General features: G+C 43.9%; 11 protein-coding genes. 3 read left to right on the top strand and 8 right to left on the bottom strand.

What is annotated here, in order from left to right:
- Nucleotides 1–68: 68 nt before the first annotated feature.
- The 4 genes from AC1DOV_RS03895 to AC1DOV_RS03880 all read right to left on the bottom strand — a co-directional run bounded on the left by AC1DOV_RS03895 (nt 69) and on the right by AC1DOV_RS03880 (nt 4,554).
- Entirely contained in the window at nt 69–395 is a 327-nt protein-coding gene (locus AC1DOV_RS03895; RefSeq protein ID WP_477549208.1) for a pyrophosphohydrolase domain-containing protein, read from the bottom strand.
- A 123-nt stretch (nt 396–518) separates the two neighbouring features.
- On the bottom strand, nt 519–1,517 hold the full coding sequence (locus AC1DOV_RS03890) for a FecCD family ABC transporter permease (RefSeq protein ID WP_477549207.1): 999 nt from the start codon (nt 1,515–1,517) through the stop codon (nt 519–521).
- The gene (locus tag AC1DOV_RS03885; protein ID WP_477549206.1) at nt 1,510–2,520 is read right to left on the bottom strand and encodes a FecCD family ABC transporter permease; all 1,011 of its coding nucleotides are present in this window, start codon (nt 2,518–2,520) and stop codon (nt 1,510–1,512) included. Before AC1DOV_RS03885 ends, AC1DOV_RS03890 begins: the two co-directional genes overlap by 8 nt.
- Nucleotides 2,521–2,598: 78 nt before the next feature.
- Complete coding sequence (locus AC1DOV_RS03880; RefSeq protein ID WP_477549205.1) at nt 2,599–4,554, bottom strand: ABC transporter substrate-binding protein; 1,956 nt, start codon at nt 4,552–4,554, stop codon at nt 2,599–2,601.
- Nucleotides 4,555–4,882: 328 nt separating this feature from the next.
- On the opposite strand from AC1DOV_RS03880, the gene AC1DOV_RS03875 reads away from it, so the two are divergent.
- On the top strand, nt 4,883–8,431 hold the full coding sequence (locus tag AC1DOV_RS03875; RefSeq protein ID WP_477549204.1) for an Npt1/Npt2 family nucleotide transporter: 3,549 nt from the start codon (nt 4,883–4,885) through the stop codon (nt 8,429–8,431).
- A 129-nt stretch (nt 8,432–8,560) separates the two neighbouring features.
- Nucleotides 8,561–9,184, top strand: a complete 624-nt coding sequence (locus tag AC1DOV_RS03870; RefSeq protein ID WP_477549203.1) for a sensor domain-containing protein — start codon at nt 8,561–8,563, stop codon at nt 9,182–9,184.
- Nucleotides 9,185–9,445: 261 nt separating this feature from the next.
- Here AC1DOV_RS03870 and AC1DOV_RS03865 read toward each other — a convergent pair whose 3' ends face one another.
- The 4 genes from AC1DOV_RS03865 to AC1DOV_RS03850 all read right to left on the bottom strand — a co-directional run bounded on the left by AC1DOV_RS03865 (nt 9,446) and on the right by AC1DOV_RS03850 (nt 15,509).
- A complete protein-coding gene (locus AC1DOV_RS03865) occupies nt 9,446–9,634 on the bottom strand; it encodes a hypothetical protein (RefSeq protein ID WP_477510496.1) in 189 nt (62 codons plus the stop codon).
- Between the two features lie 654 nt (nt 9,635–10,288).
- Entirely contained in the window at nt 10,289–11,974 is a 1,686-nt protein-coding gene (locus AC1DOV_RS03860) for a type 2 periplasmic-binding domain-containing protein (RefSeq protein WP_339207061.1), read from the bottom strand.
- Nucleotides 11,975–12,079: 105 nt separating this feature from the next.
- The gene (locus AC1DOV_RS03855; protein WP_477510495.1) at nt 12,080–13,690 is read right to left on the bottom strand and encodes a response regulator transcription factor; all 1,611 of its coding nucleotides are present in this window, start codon (nt 13,688–13,690) and stop codon (nt 12,080–12,082) included.
- Entirely contained in the window at nt 13,668–15,509 is a 1,842-nt protein-coding gene (locus AC1DOV_RS03850; RefSeq protein WP_477510494.1) for a cache domain-containing sensor histidine kinase, read from the bottom strand. Before AC1DOV_RS03850 ends, AC1DOV_RS03855 begins: the two co-directional genes overlap by 23 nt.
- Nucleotides 15,510–15,650: 141 nt before the next feature.
- Here AC1DOV_RS03850 and AC1DOV_RS03845 point away from each other — a divergent pair, with 141 nt between their 5' ends.
- A complete protein-coding gene (locus AC1DOV_RS03845) occupies nt 15,651–16,601 on the top strand; it encodes an ABC transporter permease (protein WP_339207058.1) in 951 nt (316 codons plus the stop codon).
- The last annotated feature ends 15 nt before the right edge of the window (nt 16,602–16,616 follow it).

Here is a 16,616-nt window from a genome sequence, read left to right as displayed (position 1 = left end):
TAATCGTTGCTGCTATTAGCACGGATAATCCCCTGAATTGTTCAGAATACAGGGGATTTTCTTTTTAGCTAACTCTCCTCCACCTCCATAAGATATATCCGTTCCTTAAAGCTTCCGCGCTTTTCAGCCTTCTCCGCACGAATTTGCTCCAGTTTCCCAATCGTTACGTCGTGGAATTCAGCAAGCGCATGAAGCAGCTCCATAATATCCGCTAGCTCCTCTATTGATTCCGTTTTAGAATCTGCTTCAAGGTATTCATTCGTCTCTTCTACCAGCTTCGTACGCAGCTCTTTCAGATACTCTTTGTTCTTAAGTATTCTCGTAGTGAACGTTTTGCCTTGCTGCTTTATAATTTCTGGAATCCGATCGCGGACTAATTTATTATAAATGGGCATAACTTGCCTCCTTGTCATATTAACTTTCTTAGCCTGCTTGGCTATAAAGCTTCCTAAAATAATTATACAAGAAAAAACGGCGACCATAATCGGTCGCCGTTCTTCTTTTTTGAGCGAACAACATCATTTAAAAGCTTTCCGTTTAAACAAAAGGTACATAAAGAACGGAGCGCCTATACCTGCGGTAAAGACGCCGGCTGGTATATCAAGCGGTTGGAACAGCGTTCTCCCCGCCAGATCAGCCAATAGCAATATCATCGCACCCAGAAGAGCGGATACTGGGATTACTAGCTTATAAGAATGGCCGATAAGCTTTCTAGCCATATGTGGCGCCAATAATCCTAAAAAGGAAATAGTTCCAGCAATTCCGACCGCTGCCCCTGCAAGCGCTACGCTATAGAACAGCAGGATCATGCGGCTTAATTGAAGTCGGCTGCCTAGTCCGATGGCTGTTGCTTCACCTAAGGATTGTACGTTCAGCTCTTTTGCATAGAGAATGGATAATGGAATGAAGATGGCGACCCAAGGCCACAACACCTCAATATACTTCCAACTCGTCCCGTAGATGCTTCCGGTCATCCAGTTCAGCACTTGCGCAGCCAAATAGGCTGGTCCGCTAATAAGCAGAAATATCGTAAGTGCCCCCATAGCAGTCGATATGCCAATACCAATAAGCACGAGCCTGAACGGTGAAACCCCATTTTTCCAAGCTAGCGAATAGTTTAGAGCAGCAATAACGAAGGCCCCCGCGACAGCTATAAAAGGAATCCAGTGAACACTGTATCCTGTGAATAGCGTCATAAAAGCTACAACCGCAACTGACGCCCCTCCGGTCACACCCAGCAAATCTGGTGATGCAAGCGGATTCCGTATCACGCCTTGAAGCACAGCACCAGCAACCGCCAAGGCAGCGCCGACTAAAACAGCTGCCACAATTCGCGGCATACGGAACTGCATAATAATTAAGTCGCTGCCCTCTTTATTTTTACCCAGCAGTGAAAGGAAGATTTCCTTAACAGGAATGCTTACACCGCCTATGGATAAACAAAGAATAGACAAAGCAATCAGTGCGATGCTTAATATTGCGAGTATTAAGATAGATTTCCCTATTCCTTTATGCATGTTTACTCCTTCTCGCCACATAAATCAAGAAAGGAACACCAATAAGCGCAGTAGCGACACCTACAGGCACCTCCTTGGGCATAAGGATAAACCGTGAAGCAATATCAGCGAATACGAGGAGAATTGCTCCTACCAGCCCACAATAGGGCAATAGCCAGCGATAATCATTTCCAAATATATATCTGCAAAGATGAGGCACAATTAATCCAATGAACGCAATGGGCCCCGCCACCGCAACTGAGCTTCCTGCTAGAAGTACAACAGCAAGGACAGATACAACCCGTATAAGCATCATTCGCTGGCCAAGGCCTTTGGCACTATCATCACCCAAAGCCATGACGTTTAAAGAGCCTGCCAATAGCAGCGCTAAGACCCATCCTAGAAGCATATAAGGAAATACGATAGTTAGATGAGATAATTGTCTCCCAGATACAGAACCGACCATCCAAAACAATGCCGAATCAAGAGATTCTTTATTTATCAACATAATGCCTGAGGAAAGAGAGGAAGCAAATGCAGCTACAGAAGCCCCGGCCAACGTAAGCTTAATTGGCTCAAAACCGCTTCTACCCTGCATTCCCAGTGTAAAAACAAGCAAAGAAGTAGTGGCAGCGCCTGCTAAAGCAATCCAAACCATTCCGTTCATGGTTAGTGACGAGCCCAGCATAGCCAAGCTGACAACAATAAATAGAACAGCGCCTGAATTGATGCCGAATATAGATGGAGAAGCTAACGGATTTTTGGTTAACACTTGCATGATTGCACCCGCAATAGCAAGACTCGCCCCTACTGCTGCCGCAATTAATGCTCGAGGAACTCGCGTATTTCTAATAATTAAATGTGCGTCCGAACCATCAAATTGCGTATAGGCACGCCATAAATCTTTTAATTCGAATAGATGGATGCCATATAGAATACTAACGAGCATACCGATGAGCAGCAACACGGCGCCTGCCCCCAGGCTCACCAGCTTTTTTTTGCGGCTATGGAGCCTTAATGCCATGTTAACTTCACCCCTTTCATCAAAAACAAGCTGACGTCTGATAGTCACGACGTCAGCTTGCTGACTAACAATGCTAAGCTACTTTACATCAAAATAGGCAACAATCTCATCGAGCAATAAATTTGCAGCCTTGTAGCCTCCAGCAGAATTCCAAATCGCTTCATCTACTTTTATTACCTTGTTGTTTTGCACGACATTTAGTTTTTTGAATAACGGATCGTTCATCCATTCCTCTACCACCTTGGATGCATCTGTCTTCCCTGCTGCCTCCGTGACGAAGTAGAATAATACATCCCCATCCATGCTTGGAATCGTTTCTTTGGACATCACTTCAATAAATGAATCCTTATCCTGCGACTCAGGCCGTGCAAATCCTAAATCATTTAAGAGGACGCCCGAGAAGGTTTGCTTCTGATAGATTCGCACCTGGGAAGCGGAGAAGCGTGCAACCGAAATTTTGGTATCGGCTTTGGTGCCTAGCTTCGCTTTCACTTCAGCAACACGCTTGTCGAAATCAGCCATCGCCTTTTCGCCCTCTTCCGTCTTATCCACGGCTTCCATATATAGCTTAAAGTTGATTTTCCAATCTCCAACCAAGTCCTCTGCGAATACGGTTGGCGCAATTTGGCTTAGCTGATCATATATTTTTTCCTGTCTCACCTTGTTCCCGATTATTAGATCTGGCTTCAGGCTCGCGATCATTTCAATATTCGGCTGAAGTTCATCGCCTACAACGGTAACGTCCTGCATCTCATCTTTGATATGGTCGTACCAAGGGTCGCCAATCCAAGATTGCACCGCGCCGATCGGTTTAATGCCCACGGCAAGAAGCGCTTCCGTTCCTTCGTTTGTAAGTATGACAACACGCTCAGGCGCGCCAGTTATCGTTGCTTCCCCCATCGCATGTTTTACTACGCGGGTAACATTTGCTGGTGTGGAGTCGGTTGCAGCTGCTTCAGACACATTAGTGGTTGGTGCAGACGACCCTCCATTTGTTGAACTCGTATTTGACGTACCCGCAGAGCAGGCGCTGAGAAATAAAACAAAGCAAAGCAATAATGATGCAGCCATTGGTGTTCTTGATCCTCTATACATTTTGAATATTCCCACTTTCTTGTATTGATAATGATTTTCATAACCATTACCACTATAACGCCTGATTCTGCGTGGGACAATTGTATATCTTGAACGATCCACAGGATTATTTTGAACCTTTGCTTTAAATTGACCAAGCGACATGCCTACATGTTTTTTGAACATGCGATTGAAATAACTGTCATCTGAGAAACCTACGCTCTCGGCTATTTCTTGCAGCGTTGCATCTGTATTTTGCAAAAGTTCCTTCGCTTTGTCGATTCGAACAGCAATCAAATACTCAATTGGACTTTTACCTGTCGCATGCTTGAATTTTCTTGATAAGTAACTGACGCTGCAATCCAGCAGCTCTGCAAGCTCGTCCAATGTTACTCGGTCTGAAGAGTGCTCATGAATATAACGAACCACTTGTGACACGAGGTCCACCTTTTGGGTCTTCACGTTTTGACTGCTCATTTGACTTAAAAGCTCATAGGCAAATTGATAGAATAGCATTTTTATATGTAATTTCTCCAACAGTTCTGGCTCACGCCATTCCTTGCTCATTAGCTCAACACTATGATATAAGGGGATCGGATAATGAGGTACAAAGCTATATTGCAGTTGGAATGGGTTCTCCGTCTCCATTAGCTTCATTAAAGGTTGGCGAGAAGGCAAAGCGAGAATAGCTTTATAAAAAATCATATAATATTCAAAAGCATCATGAGCGGTAATATCCAGGCACATTCCTTTGCCGCCATGCAAAACATGAAATCGATTCACCATGTGCATCGTTCCATCCGACCACATCTGCGCACTGCCGCGAATCGCATAAAAAAAAGCGCTGGTTGGCAAGCGATACGATCGCAGCTCCTCGCCTGGTTCCATGACCGTATGCCGTATATCCATCACTTTGATCGAAGCATGATTCCATAACATTAGGTGATCACTCATTTTCATCGTGTCGGATCACTCCCTTCTCCCTGTGAAAGCATTACATATAAACATTCATTATCATTATAAATGATAACGATTATCATTTGCAATGTCTGACAGCGTAAATCATGACATTATTTTCAGCAAAGAATCTACTATTGGCTCCAATTTGCGTTTATTTTACTTTTCGCCGTATATGATGCATCAATGGCATAACATTTCTACATATCAAGCAGACCATACGTATCGCGCAGCATTCTAGCAAATTTTGTTCCAATATGTATTTTCTTCATATATACTATTCTTCTTAAGCTATTGCGGACAGGAAGAGAAACGGAGAGGAACAAGTATCATGTCTAAGAAAAGTATCGTTAATCCATTCACTCTGCTCTCACGTCAATTTCAATCCGATCGAACGGAATATAGCAAAATATTTTATTTATTCGGTTATCTGTTTTTCATCGTCGCTGCTTCTACTATCAGTCGAACAGCTGCAGATACTTTATTTCTCAGCAGATACGACGCATCCGTCTTATCGTATATGTATTTGCCCCAAGCAGCCACCCTTCTCTTAACCGGATTTATATACCAAAAGCTATGCGGACGCTTCCGCACCGATCAACTCGTTGTTAGAGTTATAATCATTGCTTCTATGCTCGCACTTCTTTCGCGACTTGCTGTCGGGATTGGCTTTAGCTGGATTTTTCCCGTCATCTACGTCGGATACGATGTACTAAACTTTCTGATGATCGTCTGCTTCTGGCAGTTTGCGACCTCCATTATGGATCAGCGCAAAGCGAAACGCATGATTGGTTTTGTAGGAAGCGGCGGACTCGTTGGCGGTATTTTGAGCGGCTTTGGTCTAAAGCTGCTGGTACAGCCGTTAGGAACCGAAAATTTAATCTTCATCTATGCCGCTGCGCAGCTGCTTTGCCTGCTATTTGTCCTTAAGCTTCTGCGAGGAGTGCCAAATCCTGCCGAGTTTTTCGCGATTAAATCTACTGATAAAAAGTTATCCAAAGCACAAACGCGAGCCGTTGAAGAGAAACAAGGCTTATTCCAAAGCGTGCCTCATCTTAAATATGTGGCGATCATGGCCGGAACACTTACAATCTCGCTTACGCTTATTGATTATCAATTCAAAGTTATTCTTCGCGGCACCTTGCAAAATGAAGAGCTCGCCAGCTTTATGGGCAGCTTTTATGGATTTGCGGGATTGCTCGCGCTAGTTGTCCAATTATTCATTTCCGGCAAAATGATAACCCGCTATGGTGTCATGACTGCCATTCTTGTTTTTCCGATCGTCTTGTTTACAGGTAGCTTCGCTCTCCTCATCATGCCTGTACTTGCCATTGCAACTGCAGTTAAAGCAAGCGATAAGGTGCTTGGCGATACGATATACTCCTCCGTAAGTCAGCTCATCATGTTTCCCGTTGCTCCTGAATGGCGCGGCAGAGCCAAAGGTTTCCTCGATGGCATCGTACGAAATGGTGCCAAAGGGATCGCGGCAATCAGTCTCATTATGCTTTCGCAATGGTTCGCGATTGAGCAATTCAGTTATTTTATTCTTGCGTTAATTGGCTGCTGTATAGTTGCGGCGATAAAAATTAAGAAAAACTATTTAAGCATGCTTTTATCAACTCTTCAATCGAAAAGCATGGACCTGCAAGATGAGCCGGATTTCGTAGATCCAGCAAGTATTCAAATTTTAGCGGCAGCGCTGCATAGGCACGACAAGCAGCAGGCTTTATATGCTTTTGCGATTCTTAGCGGCATTCAAGAGTTTGATATGAATGAGCAGATCACGCCTCTGCTACAGCATCCCGTTCAGGAGCTGCAGATCGAAGCGTTAAAATACCTTCAGTTAAGCACGCCTGCCCTTGGTGAAAGGAAGCTTGAAGCCCATCTTTCTTCATCATCAGTTACCATTCGCGCCTATGCCATCCTTGCCTTATCTGCCTATGCGCTGGAGGAGCAATTAGATCGCATTACTGCCTATCTGCATGATGAGGATGTTCATATACGAGCAGCAGCCATCGTCGGATTAATTAAATATTACGGCATAGAAGGCATGTTCCAAGCCGTCGGCGTATTAAAGGAGCTGCTCAAAAATGGTCAGGAAGAAGAGCGTATTGCCATGGCAGGCTTGTTCGGACAAATTGGCATTGCCAGCTTTTACAAACCGTTGATCCCGATGTTCGAGGACTCCTCCCATCTCGTTCGTATACGGGCATTGGAGTCTGCTTCCACATTGCGAGTACCCGAGCTGGTTCAGTTCATTATTCCGCTTCTTGATGATAGCAAGGTCAGGCTTCAAGCTACTGCTGCATTAACAAGCTATGATGAGGCTATCATCATTCCTATACTTGAAAGCCGCATGACTGCGAAAGAGCTTAACCTTCATTTGCCACGCGTATTAGAGGAAATCGGAACACAAGCTGCACTAGATGCCTTATTGAGGCATTATTTGCTCTTTTCCAGCGAGCTTAGGGAGAAAACGCTTGAGTCTGCAACTCGGATTCATGCTGGAACCAATCAAGTTGACAAAAAACATGCTGAGCATTTGATCGATCAGGAGATTTCCTATTATTTTAAATGGGTGGAGCAACTTGCACTTATGGGTAATACAAATCGTATGAGTGATCTAGCTGAGGCGATTGAACAGATGCGGGTTCGTCATGTAAAAAGGATTTTTCAGCTGCTGGCCTTTCTTTATGACTCAAGGTCCATTCACGCTGTGTATGCCAATTGGCAGGATGGCAATGCTAGGCAGCAGGCTAATGCCATTGAAGTAATTGACCAGCTGCTTAAAGGAAAATTGCGGACTGACATGACAAAAATCATTTCATCGTCTCCCACTCCTGGAGAAGAAGCTCCCTCAGAATTGCATGTTAAAGAAGCAATACAGTGGTTTTATGATCAAAGCGATCCTTGGATTAATCTAAATATTGATTATTTAACACAATCAGACGATAAGCTTGAGCAGGATTCACTTATGAAACAAATTCATTTGCTCAAACGCGTAGCGTTGTTTGCTGGTTTAACAGGCCGTGATTTCTTCAACATCGCGATGCGCCTGCAAAAGGTATGGGTAAATAAAGGAGTCAAAATCGTTCGCGAAGGAGATGCTGGTGACTCTCTCTATCTTATTGAACAAGGCCGTACAGGCATTTATATCCATGGCCACAAAATTAATGAGCTCAGCGCTTACGATTATTTTGGCGAGATAAGCGTCATCACGCAAAGAGTTCGCTCTGCAACCGTTATAGCGGAAGAGGATGTCGTCCTATACGAGCTGACTTCGAGTGCATTTTACGAAATGATTTTTGATCGAACCGAAATTGCTATGGAGCTGATGAAGCAGTTGTCGCTTCGATTGCGTAACACCAATGAGAAGGTTTCAAGAGTCGTTCTGGATGCTGCAATAGAAGAAGCCGCTGTCGAGGATCATGCTCTTGCGTCAATTGAAGCTGAAGACCGAAACGAGACGATTATTAGGCGTATTCTAGTGCTGCAGAAGATTAGCCTTTTTGCCCATTGCTCACAAGAAGACTTTATAAAGCTGGCTCGAATGGTGGAAGAATCCGTGTATGAGCCCGGTGAGAGAATTTGTGGCATTGGTGAGGATGGTGACACCATGTACGGAATTATTGAGGGGAAAGTGCAAGTGCATAAGGGATCTGAGCAGCTTGCAACACTCGAGGTCGGACAATGTTTTGGTGAGATGGCCATCATCGACGGACAGCCGCGTTCCGCCGATTGTACAGCCATTAGCCGCACCATTTTGCTAGAGCTGACTAGAGAGCAGGTATTTGCTTTTTGCTTCCAAAAAATTCATGTTTTAAAAGGCTTAATGCGCGTGTTGGTTGAGAGAACGCAGGATACAGAGCGGTTGGTCTGAGTTTATTTTCCAAAAAAACGATAAGAATACTAGACCAAAGTCGAGCACGCTATCCAGTCTTTGGATCAATGCTTAAGTAGAATGATCCCTCTATACTGAAGGAAGTGTTGGTATGAGAGGGGTTTAAACATGCAAAAACAAAGTGCCGTAAAAGCTTGGGCCATGCTTCTAATGTCGCTTCCGAAAGGAATCATAGCATTTGTAATAGCTGTTACAGGTTTATCAGTAAGTTTGCCGCTGATCATCTTATGGGTTGGGTTGCCCATGTTGTGGGCGACACTTGCCGCGTGTCGCTGGATGATGGTCAAGGAACAACAATCTACTCTAGCTTGGTATCGAGGCAATTCCCAATCGCTTCATCGGGTCGACGATCAACTATCTCTTAGCTGGGAAGGCTCGCGGTCATTGTTTCGTCTTCTTGGAAAGGGTCAAACCTACCAAGGTATTCTGTACAGCCTATTGCAGCTTCCGATTGGTATTACCGGGTTTACATTAGGGATTGTCCTGCCGGTTACCGCCTATGCAGTCATGCTTTCCCCATTTGCCTATAAGGTGAGTGCAGACTTCTTCAATTTTGATCTATTTCAGTCCACTTGGACCTTCTTTCCTTTTTACGCAGACATTACTTCTGCACAGCGCTCTTGGATAGCTGGCGGGATCGGCTTAATACTCGTATTTGTGCAACCGATGTTATTGCGAGCGCTCGGACGTATGTATGCCGCATATATTCAGATGATTTCGAAGTCCATTTAGCCACTACGTTACAGCATACAAACAAACCCAGCACCTTTATTAGTACATTATCACGATGTCAATTGCGGTGCTGGAACTGCTATTTTTTTAAGAATGCTGCATACTGCTGCATACTCGAAATAACGGACATGGCATCCGTTATTTCCAACAAGCACAACCTTAAAACGTCGCTGGGCATTCTTAGGCTTGCACCTAACGGACATAGGTTCCGTTATTTCCAATAATTACGTCTAATCTGGATTTTAACGGACATAGGATCCGTTATTCTAGTAAAAAGACAATAAATTCAAGCACTTTAGCCCAAATAGCGGAACATATGTCCGTTAGCTCTACAAAAACAGCCGATTCTACACAAATAAGCGCTCTGGTGTCCGTTACGCTCAAGCAGGTCTGCTTCATCCATCCACTTAGCAGCATTCTACAACGAATCATTTGCCACACACACAACATCCGCGCTGCTCCCGGCCCAAACACACCACCATTATTGTTCCACAACTAATTGTCCACTAACTACACACAACCCGCTAGCACAATTCCACACATGAGCGTCCGCTACAAACACACCACCATTGCCGTTCCACTCTTAATAGTCCACTACATACAACCCGCAAGCACAATTCCGCACATGAGCGTCCGCTATAAGCATACACAATTACTGTTCCACAACCAATTGTCCACTACACACAACCCGCGAGCATAGTTCCGCACATAAGCGTCCGCTATAAGCACACCACCATTACTGTTCTACAACCAATTGTCCACTACACACAACCCGCGAGCACAATTCCACACATGAGCGTCCGTTACAAACATACCACCATTACCGTTTCACACCCACTAGTCCACTACAGACTACCCGCTATCAAAGTTCCGCACATGAGCGTCCGACATTCATTCATTTAATCATTCACTTACTGAATTACTGACTTACTAACTATCTACTCACCGCCAACACCGCTCCATAAACAACATTCCACCTCGCAAGCACCACCCGCTCTCTCCCCCCTTTTTATCTTGTTCATTCCACCCACCTCCTCCCCCATTCGCACCGCATAACCCATCACACAAAAAAAAGCCCGCAGAAGACTCTGCGGGCCAAGATCTTTATTTCTTAGAAACGGATTGGAACCACTCATTAACTTCTTTCGTGATTTGGTCTCCGCCATTTGCTTTCCAGCTGGATACAAACTCATCGAAAGCATCAACCGGCAATTTGCCGTAGATGATTTTGTTGAACGTTTCCATCTCGGATTGACGCAGCAAATTCCATTTCGAAACCATTGTTTCTGTTGCTGCACCTGTAAAGTAGTTTTGTTTGCGAATATCCTTTTGATCCATAACGACTTTTGCTGCATACCAGTTTTCAGGTTTGCGGAATTCAGCCGTTTGTTTCTCGTAAGGTGTTTCCGGAGCAGCTCCGTCAGCAAGCTTAACCAAAGTTGTCATAAATAGATCAGGAATACGAGCCGGACCAGTAATGAACGGGAATTCGTTCGTAAATCCAGGGATTTTATCCTTGTTGCTCGTTGGTTGACCGTCTACGATATCCCAGTCATAACCTTGAGCAAAGCCATGCTCATATTTGCTTCCAACAGTAGGATTAGCTAGGTTTTCAAGCAAGTAGTTGTAGTACAAGAAAATAGCTTCCGGATGCTTCGCATCCTTGTTGATCATAATACTAGCGTTTACGCCAGAGTTCTGCCATTTTGTACCCATGTAACCGTCCGGACCTGCAGGTACCGGGTATGCTTTATATTTGGAGCCTGGTACGTTTTTCAACAAATCTGGAGCCGGCCAATCTGGTACCCAGTTTGCGCCTGGCAAGATGCCTGCTGCGCCTTTTGTCCAGCTTTCTGCTGACTTGCCTTCATCCCACAAAGCGGAGTCTGCATGGATATAACCTTTGTTCATCCATTCTTGAAGCTTCGCAAGTGCTGCTTTTGCTCCTGGATTTACGGAACCGTATTCAAGATTTCCGTCTTTATCTTTGTTCCATTGCTCTTGAACAGAACCGTAAGCACCGAATAACCAGTCAAGTCCGCCCATCCAAGTGTTCGTAGCGCCTTTCAAAGAAATCGCTAGTGGATAAACATCTTTTGGCGCTAGGCCGTCAGGGTTTTCGTTTTTGAATTTGTCCATAATGACTTCAAGATCTGCAATTGTTTTTGGAGCCTCTAGTTTCAGCTTCTCCATCCAATCTTCACGAAGCCAAAGCAGCGTGTTGTCATTGTTCGTGTACTCCATCAATGGCACATTGTATTTCTTGCCATCTCTTGTGAAGGGATACCAAAGCTCAGGGTTTTTCTCAGCATGGTCCTTCCAAACTTTTGTTGCGTACTTGTCAAACAGCTCATCAATTGCAATAAATTGACCAGAATCGATAAGTTGGTTAGTCAATACAGCGTTTGTTGGTACCTTTACAAAATCCGGAAGCTTCTCGCCTGAAGAAATAGCAAGTTGAAGCTTTTGTCTGTATTGATCATCACTTGCTGGATACCAAGTATCCTTATGTTTAATACCAAGTGTTTCAAGCATCCAACGATCGTGGACGTTGTTTTCCTTCGTATCGCCTTTACCGCCATAGTTCTTAATCGGCATCAATACGGTGCTGATTTCAATCGGTGGATCGTATTTGCCAGCGGCGAATGCGCTATCAGCTGTACTAGTACTAGTATTCGTTGAACCTGACTCTTCTTTGTTTACGTTCTTGCCGGTATTACCGCTGCAAGCTGTAACGAAAACGAGTCCCAAAGCTGCAAGTAGAAGCCCTGCTTTTTTGAATTTAGCCATTTTTCTTTTCCCCCTACGGTGTAAGATCCTTACATGAGTAACTTTAACAATTTGTACGGGGGGGTATCTATAGGACATTGTTAGTTTCCATAGGACTCTGTTAGGCTATTGATTGCCGTCCCTATATTCCTGCGGTGTTACACCATACTGGCGTTTGAACACTTTGATAAAATAAGCCGGGTCCAAATAGCCGATTTCCATGCTAATTTCATAAATCTTTTTGCTAGTCGTTTTCAGCTTATGGCAGGCTCGTTCCATGCGCAGACGTGATATATAATCACTTATGCCTTCACCCGTCTCAATCTTATATATTTTGGACAGATGGGTAGGATGCAAATTCACATGGTCAGCGAGCGCTCGCAAAGAAACGTCTTCGTGAAGATGCTCCTCCGCGAAATTTTGAATCTTCTTCACATAAGAAGAACGTATATCTTTAATTTCACTTGAGGTGCCGTCCTTCAGCTTCGAAAGCACGTTAAGCGACCATTTGCGCAGCTTGCTGATCGATGTAAAAGCTTCTCCGCTTTGCAAAGGCTCCATATCTGCCCCTAGCAGCTTGACCAGCGTATGCCCGTTCCGATGTGCCAGCTGTGTGAACGAGGAGGCGATCAAAAATCCAGCCTCCATGCAATGCTCCCATGAGTCGGACCATCTCTCGTCGAGCTCCGCGCAAACGCTTACCAGCTTATCCTCCGCAGCCTCCCAGCGCCCTGCCTCTAATAAGCTAATCAGAGACGGCGGCATATAAAGAGCGTCCAACGGACCATGCGATACGCTTGGCTCCATATCGCCAACCCGCATAACAAATTCTCGCTCGTCCCCTACGATTTGCCTAAAGTAAGCAAACGATTTGCGATAATTATCCTGAAGCTGTTCAGGAAACTTGAAAGATTCTGATAGTACGATGGATAAGGAGCCTTTCAAAAATTGTTTTACTTTATGCTGAAGCTGAATCGCAAGCTTCTCCAAAATCTTCTCTTTTCCAGGGATTGAACCCTTATCCTTCAGTTGAAGCAAAAACACTAAATAACCATGCTCCTCCTTTACTCCCCATACTTCAGAAAATTCACTGAAGATCTCTTCCGCCATATTGATAATGGCATATTCCATCAGCTGTTGACCGTTACTTGTATATTGCCCAAATTCCTCTTCCATACGTACAAGCAGCAGTGTGCAATCTCCATAACTGAACGGCAAGCCATAGCTTTCAAGCTTTCGAGTCCATTCATCCGCAGACATTCGGTAGCCTTTTAACGCATCAATCAGCAACTGACCGCGCAGCAGCGGCAGATTCTCCCTCAGCGTGTACTCTGTCCGCTCCTGCGAGCTGACCGCTTCCCATTCCGCTTGCAATTGGTCAATCGCAGTCTTAACCGCGCTGAACAGTTCGTTATCCGTTGGCGGCTTTAGCAAATAATCTACCGTTTGATTTTGGACCGCTTTTTTGGCAAATTCAAAATCCGAATGTCCTGATAAAATAATACATTTCATTCTTTTATCGCGTTCCCGTATTTTCTCTATGAGTTCAAGCCCCGTCATTTCGGGCATTAAAATATCGGATATGACAATATCAATGGGATTCGTTTCTATAATTTGAAGCGCCTCATGTGCAGAGTAAGCTTTATGAACCTGCTCAATACCAAGAGTATGCCAAGGCTTGTGCATCGATAAATTCTCTACCCAGTGTGCTTCATCATCTACGATTATCATCTGCATGTTGTGTATCTCCTTGTAAAGTAGGATAAGGTCTCTGTTCTTCTCCAGATGCTGTTTCCCATACGATTTCTGTCCGAAATCCTCCTAATGGCGATTTTTTGAAGCATAAATAAGATTTATCGCCAAATTGATGAATGATACGCTGATTCGTATTCCAAAGTCCGCAGCCCATTTCCTCTTTCAATGGCTCACTCATTTTTGTATTCAACGCTTCAAGCACACTTGGCTCAAGCTCCGGGCCATCGTCATCGATATATATTTTGCATAACCCGTCTGACATCTCGCCGGTAATTCGAATTTCTCCAGATGTATAGGATTTCCCTATACCATGAATGACCGCATTTTCTACGATAGGCTGAAGCATAAGCGGCGGTATGCGCTGCTTCAGCATTTCTGCTGGGATATCTATTGTATAATCAATTCTGCCGTTGCGCAGCTTCTGAATGTCCAAATAATTAATGAGTAATTTAATTTCTTCATCCAGCGCGGCGGTTTGTCTCTCCGTTCGAGTCGTATAGCGATAATAGGCGCTTAAATTGTATGCCATCGACACAACCGCTTCCTGTTCTTTCATCTGTGCCATATTAATTATATAGCCCAAACAGTTATATAGAAAATGCGGATTAATTTGAGCCTGTAATTGCTTCAATGTCGCTTCCCTTGACCGAATTTTTTCATTCAGTACATTTTCAATTAAATCTTGGATTTGTCGTGACATATCGTTAAAACGGTAAAATAAAAATGAAAATTCATTATTTACGCTTGAGCTGATCCGAAACGAGAAATCCCCCCGCTGTACGCTTTGCAAACCTTTAATCAATTGCCTGATCGGCCGCTGCACATTACGGTAAAGCAGGATGGAAGCAGATATGCCCACAACAAATAACAAAATCATCGAAACATAAAACAAATTGCGAGTGATCGATATCGGCTTCAATATTTGATCGAGCGGAACAACGTCAACCAAATGCCAGCCCAAATAAGTGGATTTAACCGAGCTCACCAAATAGTTCTCACCATGCAGCTTCACTACCTGCTGTGTTGTGTCTTCCAGCGACTGCTCGTCCAAGTAGGAAACCAACTCTCCTGAAAGCTGTTGATCCGCACTGCGGTTCGTAATCGGAGCGTCACCTTTATGATAAAAAATCGGATCACCCTGTCCGCCTGATTTATAGGTGTCCAGCATGTTTTGGATATTTTCATAACTGAAGCTCGCTTCAATGACCAGATTGCTTCCATTCAGTTTACCTTGCTGGCCATATGATTCGGTATAAAACCAATGAAAGTAACTGGGCTCATTATCGGCCTTAGCTTCGCCATTGCCATAGGTCCATTTCCCGCTCATGTTTCGCTTTAAAAATTCCTCATCGTACTCAGCAGGATTGTTGTAATTTGATATCAACTCTTTGTTTTGTTGCGAGTATACGGTGTATCTGACTGGCCATATGTTAATGACGCCTGATTGCAGTGCCATCTTCTCTTGAACGATAAACCTAGTCTGCATGCGGTCATAACGATCTTCCCATATTTTAAGCCCATTAAATCTCTGCACATTCGGATCTTTCGAGAATGTATTGGAGAAATCGACCATCTGATTAATCCGCGAGTCAATTTGACTGGACAAAAAGGACAACTGTCTCGTGTTCGATAGCTTAAGCTCCTTGCTGACAACGTTAAAGGCCACGTCGTTTGAATACGTATACATGATCACAATGGGGATGAACAAAATTAAGATCAACCCATTCATTTTAGAAAACAGACTAAACCGAGCACCCATCTTTCTTTTGACAAAAGCAAGACCGTTACTAATCTCCATCATTCATTCCTCCAGACGATATCCCCTAACAAAACCATATCAATCCTAACATTATCCTATAGTCCAGTAAGAGAAATGCTTGTTACTATATATAGCAGGGTTTCTTATTATACACAAACCAATTTTATGGAACGGGGGATAGCTATGGAAGCAAACACAGAAAAGCAAGTGACTTTGGAGACCACACCACGAGCAAAAACAAAACACAAATATAAACAACCTTGGATGCTGCATTTCATGGTGCTGCCGGCGGTACTTTCGGTTTTCATCTTCTCCTATATACCGATGACAGGTATTATGATGGCATTTCAAGACTATAAAGCTTCACTTGGAATGATGGGCTCTCCATGGGTAGGCTTGAAGCATTTTGAATACATGTTTCAAAATGATTATTTCTTGCAAATTACGTGGAACACCCTATTTTTTGCTTGCTCCAAAATCGTGCTGAACTTAATCATTCCGTTCATTTTTGCTTTGCTTCTGAATGAAGTCAGGAACATGGGGCTCAAAAGATCAATCCAAACGCTCGTCTATCTGCCGCATTTCCTTTCCTGGGTCACGCTATCCGGAATTTTGATCGATATGCTCGCACAGACAGGAATTATTAATCAATTTATTAGCAATGTATTCGGCATTAAGCCGATTTTCTTTTTGGGCGATGGCGCCTGGTTCCGCTTCACCATTATTTTTAGTGATGTGTGGAAGGAATTTGGATTCAATACGATTATCTTCCTTGCAGCGCTTGCCGGTATTAATCCAGCACTTTATGAAGCTGCTGAAGTTGACGGTGCAGGCCGTATCAAGCAAACGACGCATATTACGATTCCATCTCTCATTCCAATTGCGATTGTAGTTGCAACCTTGGCGCTTGGTAACGTACTAAATGCAAACTTCGACCAAGTGTTCAACTTGTACAGTCCTTTGATTTATCAGCAGGGTGATATTATTGACACCTTTGTCTATCGTGAAGGTCTACTCAGCGGTCAATTCAGCTTTGCAACAGCAGTTAGCCTGTTTAAATCAGGGATCAGCTTGATTCTAATCGTAATTTCTTATCGTCTTGCTTATAAATTTGCCGGTTACCGAATCTTCTAGAAAGGGTGACAACGT

It is taken from the genome of Paenibacillus sp. 01T47 (assembly GCF_056398245.1).
This window is presented reverse-complemented; position numbering and strand designations above follow the sequence as displayed.